Annotated in this window: 13 protein-coding genes; 7 read left to right on the forward strand and 6 right to left on the reverse strand. The window is 53.1% G+C overall.

All coding sequences use genetic code 11. The annotated features are described in order from the left end of the window. Window positions 1-4 precede the first annotated feature (4 nt). On the reverse strand, window positions 5-994 hold the full coding sequence (locus DTL42_RS20830) for a DUF1559 domain-containing protein (RefSeq protein WP_234824292.1): 990 nt from the start codon (window positions 992-994) through the stop codon (window positions 5-7). A gap of 702 nt (window positions 995-1,696) precedes the next feature. Next, a complete protein-coding gene (locus DTL42_RS20835; RefSeq protein ID WP_114371809.1) occupies window positions 1,697-2,359 on the reverse strand; it encodes a 3-keto-disaccharide hydrolase in 663 nt (220 codons plus the stop codon). A gap of 264 nt (window positions 2,360-2,623) precedes the next feature. On the opposite strand from DTL42_RS20835, the gene DTL42_RS20845 reads away from it, so the two are divergent. Beyond that, the gene (locus DTL42_RS20845; RefSeq protein WP_114371813.1) at window positions 2,624-4,063 is read left to right on the forward strand and encodes a sulfatase; all 1,440 of its coding nucleotides are present in this window, start codon (window positions 2,624-2,626) and stop codon (window positions 4,061-4,063) included. Between the two features lie 29 nt (window positions 4,064-4,092). Here the strand turns inward: DTL42_RS20845 and DTL42_RS20850 are convergent, their stop codons facing one another. The 4 genes from DTL42_RS20850 to DTL42_RS20865 form a co-directional block, all read right to left on the reverse strand. Further along, window positions 4,093-4,902 (reverse strand): hypothetical protein, encoded by an 810-nt coding sequence (locus DTL42_RS20850; protein WP_114371815.1) that lies wholly within the window; start codon window positions 4,900-4,902, stop codon window positions 4,093-4,095. 27 nt (window positions 4,903-4,929) lie between these two features. Next, window positions 4,930-5,739: a hypothetical protein gene (locus DTL42_RS20855; RefSeq protein ID WP_114371817.1), complete on the reverse strand. Its 810-nt coding sequence runs from the start codon at window positions 5,737-5,739 to the stop codon at window positions 4,930-4,932. 67 nt (window positions 5,740-5,806) lie between these two features. Then, a complete protein-coding gene (locus DTL42_RS20860) occupies window positions 5,807-6,625 on the reverse strand; it encodes a hypothetical protein (RefSeq protein WP_114371819.1) in 819 nt (272 codons plus the stop codon). A 250-nt stretch (window positions 6,626-6,875) separates the two neighbouring features. Next, on the reverse strand, window positions 6,876-7,631 hold the full coding sequence (locus DTL42_RS20865; protein WP_114371821.1) for a hypothetical protein: 756 nt from the start codon (window positions 7,629-7,631) through the stop codon (window positions 6,876-6,878). Between the two features lie 327 nt (window positions 7,632-7,958). Between DTL42_RS20865 and DTL42_RS20870 the strand changes: the two genes are divergently transcribed. The 6 genes from DTL42_RS20870 (at window position 7,959) to DTL42_RS20895 (ending at window position 12,670) form a co-directional block, all read left to right on the forward strand. After that, the gene (locus DTL42_RS20870; RefSeq protein WP_114371823.1) at window positions 7,959-9,173 is read left to right on the forward strand and encodes an argininosuccinate synthase; all 1,215 of its coding nucleotides are present in this window, start codon (window positions 7,959-7,961) and stop codon (window positions 9,171-9,173) included. Window positions 9,174-9,484: 311 nt separating this feature from the next. Beyond that, window positions 9,485-10,192, forward strand: a complete 708-nt coding sequence (locus DTL42_RS20875; protein WP_114371825.1) for a hypothetical protein — start codon at window positions 9,485-9,487, stop codon at window positions 10,190-10,192. Between the two features lie 31 nt (window positions 10,193-10,223). Beyond that, entirely contained in the window at window positions 10,224-10,946 is a 723-nt protein-coding gene (locus DTL42_RS20880) for a hypothetical protein (RefSeq protein WP_114371827.1), read from the forward strand. Window positions 10,947-11,033: 87 nt separating this feature from the next. Then, entirely contained in the window at window positions 11,034-11,606 is a 573-nt protein-coding gene (locus DTL42_RS20885) for a hypothetical protein (protein WP_114371829.1), read from the forward strand. Between the two features lie 167 nt (window positions 11,607-11,773). Continuing rightward, a complete protein-coding gene (locus DTL42_RS20890) occupies window positions 11,774-12,154 on the forward strand; it encodes a YkvA family protein (RefSeq protein ID WP_199590189.1) in 381 nt (126 codons plus the stop codon). A gap of 12 nt (window positions 12,155-12,166) precedes the next feature. After that, the gene (locus DTL42_RS20895; RefSeq protein ID WP_114371831.1) at window positions 12,167-12,670 is read left to right on the forward strand and encodes a glutathione peroxidase; all 504 of its coding nucleotides are present in this window, start codon (window positions 12,167-12,169) and stop codon (window positions 12,668-12,670) included. Window positions 12,671-12,783 lie beyond the last annotated feature (113 nt).

Genomic DNA, 12,783 nt, shown 5'->3' on the forward strand with positions numbered 1-12,783 from the left:
TTTCCTAGGGTAGTTCAACCACGAGGCCGTCGTTGGCAACGGACAGGCGACGCATCGTTTCGGTGTCGACGGTGAAGGGAACGTGCTGCACGGAACCATCGGCCAGCACGAACATGGCACCGCCAGGGTGTGGCGAGCCAAAGTAAGTGTGCCATTGTTTGGTGCCACTCGGGGTAAACCAGGTATTGCCATTGGGCACCGAAGGATCGAACATCCAACTACCGTCAACCAAATGCCTGCCCTTAGTATCAGGAATCGGTGGCACGCCATATTTTGTTCCGCTAGAGATCAAAGCTCCGTAGCGAACAATGTCTTGATCCCAACCAGCGTTGTGCCACGGTTCGTTGTCGCCACCATCAGCACCCCAAGCGGTATCGTGTAGAGACTTTTCACCAAACATCAACGTATTCGACGAACCGTCTTTGATTCGCTCAATCACATTTTTCCAACCTTGCGACTCCGTTTGGCGAATGACACCGGCATTGCCACTGGTAAGTGCGTTGGGGCTGCTCGATTCGCCACCATTTGCGGCATAGTCTGCGCGGTACGAACCACTAAACGTTTGGATTCCGCGACGCGAGGGACAGTTGAAAATCGGCGCGAACGTGGCACCAACCGCCGAGTGCTTGGTGTTGTTGACGTCTTCGCTTGAATCGCCTGACTTACCTAGCTCATAAATAGCCGTTTGTTCTACATAAGGCAGAATCTGGAACATCCAGCTCCAACCGGACGAGTGCCGCGAGTTGCAGCATTTCCAGTCGTACGTGGTATGACCATCACGGGCACCACCCGGCAGATAGCCGTAGGTGTCTTGGAAGTTGTGGGCAGCCAATCCCATTTGCTTCAGGTTGTTACTGCATTGCATACGACGAGCCGCTTCGCGGGCTTGCTGAACGGCTGGTAAAAGGAGGGCAATGAGGACACCGATGATCGCAATCACGACCAGCAGTTCGACAAGCGTGAATGCATGTCGGCGGGAAAAATTGGTGGACACGAAAGTGCTCCGTTTCCGAGGAAATGTCAACAGAATTCGAGGTAACGATGGCAATTCAAGCTCCATCTCTTGGAGCCAGCTTCAACCACGCTGCATCCCTCTTGAGTTGGCCACCCACAAGAGATGATGTCGCGTGACTTGAGATTGTTTTATTGCTGTTTTTCAACCTCACAAGGAGGCAATAAACTTCGGTTCGCTACCACGAAACATGCACCAAGGACATCCCATTCGATTCTAAACCCCATTGCTATTCTTTTATGGCACATTAACTTCCGCAACGATTTAGATTCCATGAAGAGCCAGCATTATCAGAACCTTTTACTTCATTAATCTTTCACACATCGTTGATCCTCTACACTTTGAATCATTGCACGTTCTTCACAATCACACGCCGTCCGATTTCCATCACGTAAGGCGGTACATGTAAGAAGCAATCTTCGGCCGGAAGCGAGAAGATAAAGCGTATTCAGAAAATACGCTTGCTGGCCGGAAGCGATAAGATTCGTCAGTACCAATTGTCGCCGATTAATATCAGGCCACAGTCATCGACCTGCGCAAAAGATAAGGTGAAATTGGTCTCCTGAGTAGTTTCCTTCACGAGACCAATTACCTTCCCAGAAAAAACATCGATCCTAGAAATGCCGCAGCAAGCAAGGCGTTTTGGCTGCCTTACCACCTCGCACGCAATCGATGGTGTATCGCCTATTTTGTTTCCGGCAGCACCTTGATTTCCAGATTACGAAACTCCACCGGGCTGCCGTGGCCAAGCAAGCCGATGTGGCCGGTCGAGCGTTTCAGGCCGGGATGATCGTTGCCGTCCAGTGTGGGATTGTTACGAATCTCTTCAAGGTTCACGCTTAAGATTTCAGTCCCATTGAGAACCACCTTAATCAGGTCGCCATCGACGGTTACTTCCTGCTTGTTCCACTCGCCTATCGGCTTCAAGTGGCCACGCTTGGCCGGGGCGAGGCCGTAGAGGGAACCATGGTATTGATAAGGTTTCAACTTGGCGTACTTCTCAGCGGTATCATCCAAAATCTGAAGTTCGAAGCCACTACGCGAGGTCGTCCCTTTCATCGGAGCCCGAATCCCCAGCCCATTGTTTGCCCCTGGCGGCAGTTTGAATTCGAAACGAAGCACAAAGTTGGCGTATTCGTCCTTCGTGAACAAATTCCCTTTGCCTTTGGCTGGCGCACAAACAATCTTGCCATCTTCGGCCACATACCCAGGATTCGCGATCCACCCGCCAAAGTCTTTCCCGTTAAACAGCGGCACAAACCCGTCGTCTCCTTCAGCGGCCATCGCGGAGAAGGTTGAACAGGCAAAGCAGAGACCAAGCAAAAAGAGCGACAACCAAAAACGCATGGGCTGGTTACTCGAATCGGAGGTGGGCAAAGGAGAGCAGAAAACGAGCCCTTATTGTGAACCTGATGCCAGGTGGCATCAAGTCTCTTATGGAAGCAAGATTTCGCTTCTTAAAAACTGGCTTGCCAGGGGTCACCATCCCCCCAGCATCAAACAAGCCGAGAAAGATCTTACTCGTTCTTCCCGTGAAAACGGGGACAACATGGTCTACACTGAGAACGCATAGCCTGCCAACAAATTCCTCCTGCCCAGGAACTGCTGCCAATGACTCGCTTGTTCTGCTTGCCGCTGCTGATCGTATTGTGCTTTGGTTCGTTGACGGCAGCCGCCGAGAAGCCGATGAATGTGTTGTTCATCATCTCGGACGACCTTACGCCGACCGCCCTTTCTTGCTACGGAAACACCGATTCAAAAACCCCTAACATCGATCGCCTGGCGGCTCAGGGAACTCGATTCACGCACGCCTATTGCAACGCCACCTACTGCGGGCCATCGCGGGCTTCGTTCCTATCGGGCTATTACCCACACGCGACCAAGGTGTTTGGCTATGTGAGCCCGCGTCCGAAGATTGGGGATCGTCCAACTTGGCCGCAGTATTTTCGCGACAACGGCTACTACACGGCCCGCGTTAGCAAGATTTATCACATGGGCGTTCCTGGCGGGATCGAAGAAGGAAGTGACGGTGCTGACGATCCGCTTTCCTGGGACGAACGTTTCAACAGCCCCGGCCCTGAATGGAAAGCCCCTGGCGACGGCGAAACATTAGAAGGTAACCCCGACGGCAAGAGGCCGGTGGTTGGTGGCAACACGTTTGTCGTCGTCGAAGCGGATGGTGACGATCTAGTACACAGCGATGGCAAGACAGCTGCCAAGGCAGTCGAGTTGATCGAGCAGCACGCCCAAGATGACCAACCGTTCTTCTTGGCAGTCGGCTTCGTACGTCCGCACGTGCCGTTTGTTTCTCCCCGGAAGTATGTAGACGCCTACAAGCCGTATTCAAAAAATGCTCTACCTGAGAAGGTGCCTGGCGATTGGGATGACATTCCCAAGCAAGGAATCAACTACAAGACCAGCAAGAACATGAAGATGGACCTCCGCCGCCAGAAGAAAGCGATCGGGGGCTACTACGGGGCGGTCGCGTTTCTCGATGCCCAGGTCGGTAAGGTGCTCGACGCGCTGGAAGCCTCCGGCGAAGCGGACAACACGATTGTCATTTTCACCAGCGATCACGGCTTTCACTTGGGCCAGCACGACTTCTGGGCGAAGGTGAGCTTGCACGAAGAATCGGCCTGCGTGCCGTTGATCATCAAAGTGCCCGGCCAAGCCCCAGCGGTTTGTGATTCGTTAACGCAGCTACTCGATCTCTACCCCACCACCGCCGCACTATGCGGGCTCAAGCCGCAAGACCGCCTACAAGGCAAAGACATCTCGCCACTGCTGAGTAACCCGAAAGAGATCGTCCACGACGAGATTCTCAATGTCTCGCCCATGCAAAACGGTTTTCTGCTGCGAACGGCCGATTGGGCGTTCATTCAGTACAACGAAGATGCTTCCGGTGGCGTGGAATTATTCGACATGCACAAAGATCCACAGCAGTTCACCAATCTGGCTTCTGATCCTGATTACGCCGATTTGGTTGACGACTTCAAGGCTCGGCTGGCTGACAAGTTGCAAGAATTGCGGACGAACGATTTGGGGTCGTAATGGCTGAGGAATGTCTGGCGATGCCGTCATTATACCACGAGCATGCCGTACAATATCCATGTTGCGAAGAGCGCGAACGGCGGCATTACCAATCCGACCGCGTGATAGGCATCTCGCTTTGTCTTCCGCCGGTCGTCTGCCAACATGGCCATCACAATCGCGATGACCGCGACAAAACCAGCTACGACGTAAGACACTTCAAATCCGTTAAAGGGGTTCCATAGGCTCCTTAAAATTTGCTGGTAGAGCAACCACCGGGCGACCGCTTCAGCTCCAATCGACAGATAGTAGATGATGCATATTCCCGCGTATCGTTTCCACCAGGTCGTCTCACGTGTTGTTCCTAGCACCCAACAATAGAACGCACAGGCTAGGATTGCTTCCGGCAGGTAAAACAAGAGGTACGCGAATCCATCTCTTTCATTGATGTCCACAACTAGGTTCACAACTGCAAAGAGGATTTGACCGACTAAGGTCGTAGAAAATGCGATGAGGCGCCAATGGCCAGGCATGAGACGCGAGAACTCGCGATGCCGGACTGACTGAACAAGTAGCGAGATCCCCATCCCAGCCGTCACGGCCACGATCAGCAAAGAAATAACAAATGTCAGTTTCAGACGGTCCACCATCAAGGTGGGTATCTGAAAATCTAGGAAGGAGAACCACACAATACCAAGAATCATGCTCACCACCAGAATACACCCCACCACCAGCCGCCAACTGGGCAGCGTTAGCGGTTCTGGCGGTTCCCATTCGATGGTTTCAAGCGATTCTGCAGCAGGCGACTGAAACGGATTGTGGGATTCTGGTGAGTCGACGTCGGAGAATGGATTGGTCATTGCTGAATTGGAATTGAGGATAACTACTTATCTATTCCAAGAACCTTCATAGAGAAAAGCTTGGCTCAAGATATCGATCACTGGCAATGCAAAAATGTAGGCGATGCCAATCCAGTGATAGACATCGCGTGGCGTTTGCCTATTGTAGTCTAAGTAAAGCCCGGCGAAAAATGCTACCAACGTCCCGAGAGATGCGAAAAGATGAATGCCGGATAGAAACACAGCAAGCAGCCGCATCGGGGCAGCATCGGCCTGAGCTACACGCAAGGAAACCGGCACTTGTAACGTAATAGCGGCAACCACGACAAGCATGAAGCAAGCCACAATTCGCCACGACTTAGATTCTTTGGTCCAGTAGGCCACGAGCCCGAAAAACAACAATGCGAAAAAGCCAACCACCAATTGTCCAATGATGTTGGCCATAAAGAAGCTAGAGATACCGACCGTAAACCCTGGCTCCCCGTACCACGGTGAGGCCACCAGATCGGACACGACCCAGATGAGCCCCACAACCAATCGCCAGTGCCCCGGCATCAGTTCCGAAAAGCGTCGGCGATAAATCGCCTGAAATAACAGGGCTAACCCCAACCCTGCGATCACCCCGGCCACAAGATGCGGAAAGAGCAAGAACACCTTAGCAGCAAGCGAGCGATCTCCCTCTGCAATCATGTTGAAAAACGGAATCTGCATCAGCTCGCCCACCACCAGCGAGAGCCCTACGAGCAGAGGCCCCAACACAAACTTGTCAGCCGGCGCAGCGTGGTGCGATAACTCTTCCTGCGGCGAGCGAAAAGGCTTGCTTTCATCCGCATCGGGCGTGTCAAGTGAATCGTTCATCGTTGGTGCTTGTTTCACAATGAAGGGAGAGAAAGAGCTTGGCCGATGGCTATTGCGTGCGACCTTCTCACATCGGCCACATAAATCCGAAAGGAAAGATATTCAGAAAGAGTTCGATCAGCAGCACAACGACAGGAAGAAACAAGCCTAAGTAGTGGTACACGTCTCGAGGTATCTTGTCGCGAAAGTCCAGCACGATCGCGATTACCAAGGGCAACAAGATTGCCCATTCAATCATGCTGGAAATCTTGGAAGATACTAGGTACAGAGGGCGAAATTGCCCCCCCAGGTCGTCGTACCAAGACATGGCAGTTAGCGAAGCTACCAGTATCAGGATGTAGTAAATGAAAGACATCCAGGCATAAATCCGCCAGCCCCGTCTCTCGCCGGTGGTGCGTACGACAAAGCCAAACAACAGTGCCGCAGCCAATGAAGCAATCCCTTCCTGCACCATCATTTGCACACCGATGAAATTGTTATCATCGTGAATCAGCCCGACCAAAATGAGAAACGAGTAGAGCAGATCCCCCACGATCACCCCGGCCATGGCCACCAACCGCCAATGGCCAGGCATCAGCGATATTAGTTTGTTGTTGGCCAATGCGTAGAAAAAGATCGCCGCTCCTAGTCCGGCAACCGCGCCGCCAACGATTTCTCCCAACGTCCAAGCCCACATATCGATCCAATCGATTTCAAGCAATTGGGCGAACTCGTACAAAAACGAGAGCTTCGCCAGCACGCCTACGGCCACGCACGCGGCGATTAACCCCAGGCTAGGTGCAACCCCATTGGCCGGGGTTTCGACCTTAACTTCCATCGACTCGAGACTGGGAGCCGCAAACGGGTTCTGTTCCAAGGGGGTGTTCTCTGGGCTGGTAGGACTCATACGAACTCTTATAGCTGTCTGCGCCCGTAATTCAACATGGCAACGGGCCGCTTTGCCACGAATCCGGGGCTTCCGTTGGTCGCCCCTATTGAATGGATGGCGCAGATCTCAATAGGCTCAGCTTAATTTACAGATAAATAATGGCAATTCATTATGCCAAATTGCCGATCCGGCGAGCGAATTGGAATCGAGTCTTACTCCTGGTGGATTCTGATAAGGCGAAAATCAAAGTCGCGAGTTCGGCTGCCAGTTATTCGTAGGCGGCCAACATGATGATGATCTGGAACACCGCCAAATGCAGCCACGGGACCAGCACAATGAGAATGAGTCCGGCATAGTGACAACTATCACGGGGAATGTTTGCTTTGCGATCGGAACGAATGCTCAGCAAAATTAAAATCACTGCCACAACGTTTAGGACGATCAACCCCCAGTTGATTGTAATCATCACCCTGTAAAGCAGTTCGTACTTTCCGAGCAAAGAGCGAATCCCGTTTGCTTGAATACCTTCCAGCACCATGGCAAGCCCCTTGCCGAACATGTCGCATGAACATGCGACTGCCATTACCCACGCGTGACATCGCCAGACGCGTGTCTCCTTCGTTACCACAGGGAACACGAGGTATAGCACCGTCGACAGAACCAACGAGACGAACGGCACTACTTCGTCCCCTAAGATTGACAAGAAAACGATCAACCGCCAGTGCCCAGGCGCGAGCGTTGATAACCGTCGATGGACAACCGCATGCGTCAACAGAGCCAAACCCAAACCATACACAATGCCGTACAGAAAGTTGGGCACACTCCACATTACTTTGCAAATGAGATAGATGTCCGGATTCGTGTAATACGAAATCGACGTCAGCAAGTTCAGCACGCTGCCAATCACCAGGCAGCTCCACATCACCCGGCCGCTCGGTACGTTGGGAAACGTCTGCCGGTCGACCTCCACCACTTCGGGCGAGGCAAAGGGGTTGGTTGCGTGGAATCTTTTTTGGTCAGACATCGTACGCGTGTTCGTTCAAATTGGGAGGAAATCGTCGCATTGCACGGCCGAGAGCCAGCGCAAAATCAGGCGTCCCCTGCTGGTGGCGTTTGCAAGGTACCCGGCCAAGATGCCGTTCGCAAGGCAAATAGCCAGCAAAGAGGTCTCTATTTCGCCCGGACCGCCCCTTGTCTCATCGCCCCCCCTATCGCAGAATGAACCTCTTGTTTCGGGGCTTCCTCTTCCCAAGCTGGGATCAGGTCGTCTGGCCGACCGCAGTGCAGCGGGACGCTAATCTCCCGAATCCTTTTTTCCCGCTTCATTGCCCATTCGCCTGCGAGCATCAAAATGCCAAGCTGTGTCCTTGCTTACTCTGGGGGTCTCGATACTTCGGTCATCTTGGGATGGCTGCAAGACGAAGGTTACGACGTACACGCCGTTTACGTCGATTTGGGACAGCCTTGCGAAGACCGCGAAGCCATCCTGCAGAAAGCCAAGGATTGTGGCGCCGTTTCGTCTCGCATTGTTGACGGCCGCGAAGAGATGTGCCGCGACTTCGCGTTCCCAGTGCTGCAGTGGCAAGCCAAGTACGAATCGATTTACCTCCTGGGTACCTCGATCGCTCGCCCATTGATCAGCAAGTTGTGTCTGCAAGTCGCTAAGGAAGTTGGCGCCGATGCCTACGCCCACGGGGCGACCGGCAAGGGGAACGATCAGTGCCGTTTCCAGTTGGCAGCCGAAGCCCTCGATCCGAGCGTGAAGGTGATCGCTCCGTGGCGGATCAAGCGGTTCCGCGACAAGTTCCCAGGCCGAACCGAACTGATCGCTTACTGCAACGAAAAGAACATTCCCGTCAAGGCTTCGACCGCCAAGCCGTATAGCAGTGACGAAAACTGCCTGCACATCAGCTACGAAGCCGGCGAACTGGAAGACCTGGGCGTCAACGGTGTCGAACTGGTCGACTTCGGCATGACCGTCAGCCCGCAGGAAGCCCCAGACCAGGCCGAAACGGTCACCATCAAGGTCGAAAAGGGGGTTCCCACCCACGTCAACGGCGAGAAGTGTACCGCTTTGGAAGTGGTCACCAAGCTAAACGAGATCGGCGGACGTAACGGCATCGGTCGGATCGATATGGTCGAAAACCGTTTCGTCGGCATGAAGAGTCGTGGCGTGTACGAAGCCCCTGGTATGACCATCCTGTACGATGCCTTGCTGAACGTCGAACAACTGACTCTCGACCGCGACTTAATTCACCTGCGTGACCAGTTGAAGTCGATCGTTGCCGAAGACGTTTACAACGGCTTCTGGTACAACGCCAAGTTCGACGCCTTGCTGGCGTTCATCCAGAACGCCATGGAGAAGTGTACCGGCGAAGTAACTTTCAAGCTGTACAAAGGGAACATCATCGTCGATAGCCGTTCCAGCGAGACCAGCTTGTACGACGAAGGGATTGCCACGATGGAAGGTGGCGGCAGCTACAACCAGGACGACGCCGAAGGCTTCCTGCGAATTCAGGGTCTGCCCAGCCGCGTCCAAGGCCGCGTCACCCCGCGTCCTTACTAACGCTTCGCTTCAATCCGCGAACTATTGAGGTCTGCGTCATCAATCCAATAGGGGCGACCAACGGAAGCCCCGGATTCGTGGCAAGTTGGCCCATAGTCATGTTGGATTACCGGAGCAGACATCAATAAATCTCAAGGATGGCGACCGGAAACTTCTGGTCGCCATCCTTTTTTTTGTGCGTTCCCAAGTCGATTCGAGACGAACTGCCACGCGGATATTTCTCGCCCATTTAACTTGAATCGCCCGCATTCGCACCGTATCAATATGGTTCCTGCGATCGAACAGAACCCTCTAAGTCAGAATCCATTTTCATGCCGGAACCAAATTCGTTGGTACCTGAGGTGAAAGCACCAACCGAGCGTCCACCTCGGCAATTCCAGTTTTCACTGGGTGGTATGATCGTGTTCTTGTTAGTGATTTGCCTGATCGGTTCGCACTTGCGGACTTCGTGGCTGCTGTACGATGCCAACCAAACCTTAAAGCGATACCGGACCGAGTTCGGACACCTCTCGATCCAAGATCCCTCTAGGACTTATGTGCTGGCCGTTGACCCTCATCAAGAACTCACCTGGCAGTGGCGTGTATATATTCCGCCGGGACAGAAGCACGAGTTATGTTCGATATTCCGGGACATTCCAGTCATCGAACACGAACCGGACGACCTCGCGTTTCCCAAACAGCGAAGCAGCCACCAACCCATCGACGATGGGGAATTACTGATCACCACCAGCATCCAACGCGATGGACAAGATCGCTGGCGATTCCATCAAGTGATTCAATATGCTCAAGGTAAAAGAACCGATACGTATTGGGTAGTACGGGACAAAGATATGGCCCCCATCATTAGCGATGAAACCTTCAATCGCGTGCGCGGTGCCGTCGCAGGAACTTCGCAGATGGCATTTGATGGTGGCAATAACGTCTTGCTCCTTAAGCTCCAAGCCTTGCCGCCCATGACAACCGTAACCGACGACAAGAACGCTGGGCTAATGTTCTGGCTTTCTCCGATTGATCCGTAAAACCTTGCTCCTACCAGGAGAACGATTGGGCATGGTCGACCCGAAGCAACTCAAGGAACTCCGTCGGCTGACCAATGCTGGCTTGGCCGACTGCAAGCAGGCACTTGAAGCAGCCAATGGCGATCTGTTCACGGCAGCCATTTCCATGCTGACCGAAGCGGATGCTCTTGAAATTCAGCAAAGCGTTCATGTACGGGCCATGGCAGGCACAGCGATCAAAAATCCCGTGACCCAAGAGGAGCAAGATTTTACGGATCGCTTGGTTACCCACTTCATCGCTCAACGTACGCGGCCGTTGAACTACGAGTTTCGCGGGGCGCTGGCCGATCTCTTTCTGCATAACGACGAGTTTCGCGAATATGCGATCAACCACCCTGCCGGCACGATGCGAAGACTGTGGGAGAAGCTACAGACCGGGTATGACCCGCAGCACCATCCCACCGCCCAAACGGTGACAACCCGCAAATGCGTCTCGACGGTGGTCACAATGCCACCGCCGCAATCGGAATGGGAATGTGACTTCATCGTTCTGGAGCATCCGCGGCGACGCCTGCTCTTTTCCAAGCCGCCTCGCGTGTTGGCAATCTACAAGCGAACCAAACGAAATGATCATGGACTGATCTATATTGACGAATTAACGATTTCTAAGGAAACGACCGTTCATTCGCACCGGTGGCTATTAGAAAACGCCAATCTGGCGTTGGAATCCTTAGCACAGATCGGTTACGCACGCGACCGACAGGAAATTCGCTAATCTGTTCGGCCCCCTTCTTCCTGACGGGCTACCATCGACCATGTTACCCGAGTCACTCGACAAGCCCCAACTGCGAAGGAGAGTCCCTTGAAACGAACGTCCAGCCTGCTGCTATTGTTCGCCCTGTTTTGCGTCGATATCGAGGCTCAGGCCGACGAGCCGGAATCTCCACCGAATATTCCCTGGCAACTCAAAGCCGAAATAAAACGGGCTCCTTCCATCAGCAACTCATCTCCCACCAAAAGCTTCAAAGTTCCGCTAAAAGATGGCGTGATCATCAAGGGGAAGGATTTCATTTCCTTTCTACAAATCCATAAGACCAAGAATTTCAACCGCGAGCGGTACTCGTTCCGAACTTACAGTAAGAAGTACGATGCCGAGGTGTCCGGCAAAGGCAAAGTGGAAGAGAATTACTACCACATCCGCCGAGCAGGAACCAACAGCAGCGCGGAAGTCGTCGACAAGGGATCGACTCTCACAATTGACGCCGGACTGTTCTCGGTGTTGTGGTCGGCAGGGCAGTGGATTTATGTCAGCCCATCGAAGGCTACCGTCACCGAGGGGACAATAGACGAATACCACAAGGTAATTGAAGAAGTACGTGGGACACTGAACCAGGAAGAGAAGCCGGAATCGAGCAGCAGTGCCAAACAGCAATGAATTGTCACTGCGTTTTGACAATTAATCGCTCCAGGTGCCAATTTTCGCCTTCCAACCACGAATAACCGTAGGGGAAATGGTCTGCGTCAGACATTTCACCCAATGGCGAGGCTAGACATCTTGTGGTTAGCTTCTACGATTCTATTGAGGAGATAGAAAGGTAACCTATGAGTGCAGAAGCTTACGATCGATTGAATGAATACGCCCAGCGGGCCAGTGAAGCAGACGTGGAAGCGATTCGCGAAAAGATTCGTGGGATGAACCGTGGACCGATTCGCAAGTTGTGGAACGACGTCTTGGCATTGTGGCGTATGATCACCGATAAGAACGCCAGCTGGGTTTCCCGGTCGATGGCGATCGGGGCGATTGTGTATCTGATTACACCGATTGATGCCGTGCCTGACTTGCTGCCGTTGATTGGTTTGAGCGACGATGCCGCTGTGATCCTTGCCGCCGTGGCCGCGTTGGCCTGGGAACTGAACAAGTATCGTCAGGCAGAAGCCACCCACGATCCGATGACCGTGGATGCGACATCCCCTTCGACATAACGAGAAGAGTCCATGACGACCGATACCAATGCCGAAAATTTCTACGACTTCCACGCCAATTCGCTCAACGGAGAAGACGTCGAACTTTCGCAGTTTCAGGACAAAGTGGTGCTCGTGGTGAACACGGCCAGCAAGTGCGGTTTCACGCCCCAATATGCTGGCCTGGAAGAACTGTATAAAAAGCATCACGACGACGGACTGGTCATTCTTGGTTTTCCATGCAACCAGTTTGGCGGCCAAGAGCCTGGCAATAGCGAAGAAATTGCCTCGGGCTGCCTGATCAATTACGGTGTCAGTTTTCCGATGTTCGAAAAGGTCGACGTCAACGGAAAGGAAGCTCACCCGCTTTTCGTCTGGTTGAAAAAGAAACTGCCGGGCATGTTGGGGCAGGGGATCAAATGGAATTTCACCAAGTTCCTAGTTGGTCGCGATGGTACCCCCATCAAACGCTTTGCCCCGCAAACAAGTCCTGAAAAGATCGAACCTGCGATTCGCGAAGCATTAACAGCTCGTTGATTTTCTCTGCTTGGCTTTGCTGTCGTGATCTGGGTGAGGGCGAAAGGACTTCTCACCTTGAATATCGACTATCTGACAAACGCTAGCACGGCCATCCCGCCGATGTCTCTTCT

Source organism: Bremerella cremea (genome assembly GCF_003335505.1).
In the GTDB taxonomy this organism is placed as follows: Bacteria; Planctomycetota; Planctomycetia; order Pirellulales; family Pirellulaceae; genus Bremerella; species Bremerella cremea_A.

Bases quoted from the DNA above. Each gene is read 5' to 3' on its own strand.
- DTL42_RS20835 (WP_114371809.1), bottom strand. From the start codon at position 2,359: ATGCGTTTTTGGTTGTCGCTCTTTTTGCTTGGTCTCTGCTTTGCCTGT.
- DTL42_RS20845 (WP_114371813.1), top strand. From the start codon at position 2,624: ATGACTCGCTTGTTCTGCTTGCCGCTGCTGATCGTATTGTGCTTTGGT.
- DTL42_RS20850 (WP_114371815.1), bottom strand. From the start codon at position 4,902: ATGACCAATCCATTCTCCGACGTCGACTCACCAGAATCCCACAATCCG.
- DTL42_RS20855 (WP_114371817.1), bottom strand. From the start codon at position 5,739: ATGAACGATTCACTTGACACGCCCGATGCGGATGAAAGCAAGCCTTTT.
- DTL42_RS20860 (WP_114371819.1), bottom strand. From the start codon at position 6,625: ATGAGTCCTACCAGCCCAGAGAACACCCCCTTGGAACAGAACCCGTTT.
- DTL42_RS20865 (WP_114371821.1), bottom strand. From the start codon at position 7,631: ATGTCTGACCAAAAAAGATTCCACGCAACCAACCCCTTTGCCTCGCCC.
- DTL42_RS20870 (WP_114371823.1), top strand. From the start codon at position 7,959: ATGCCAAGCTGTGTCCTTGCTTACTCTGGGGGTCTCGATACTTCGGTC.
- DTL42_RS20875 (WP_114371825.1), top strand. From the start codon at position 9,485: ATGCCGGAACCAAATTCGTTGGTACCTGAGGTGAAAGCACCAACCGAG.
- DTL42_RS20880 (WP_114371827.1), top strand. From the start codon at position 10,224: ATGGTCGACCCGAAGCAACTCAAGGAACTCCGTCGGCTGACCAATGCT.
- DTL42_RS20890 (WP_199590189.1), top strand. From the start codon at position 11,774: ATGAGTGCAGAAGCTTACGATCGATTGAATGAATACGCCCAGCGGGCC.
- DTL42_RS20895 (WP_114371831.1), top strand. From the start codon at position 12,167: ATGACGACCGATACCAATGCCGAAAATTTCTACGACTTCCACGCCAAT.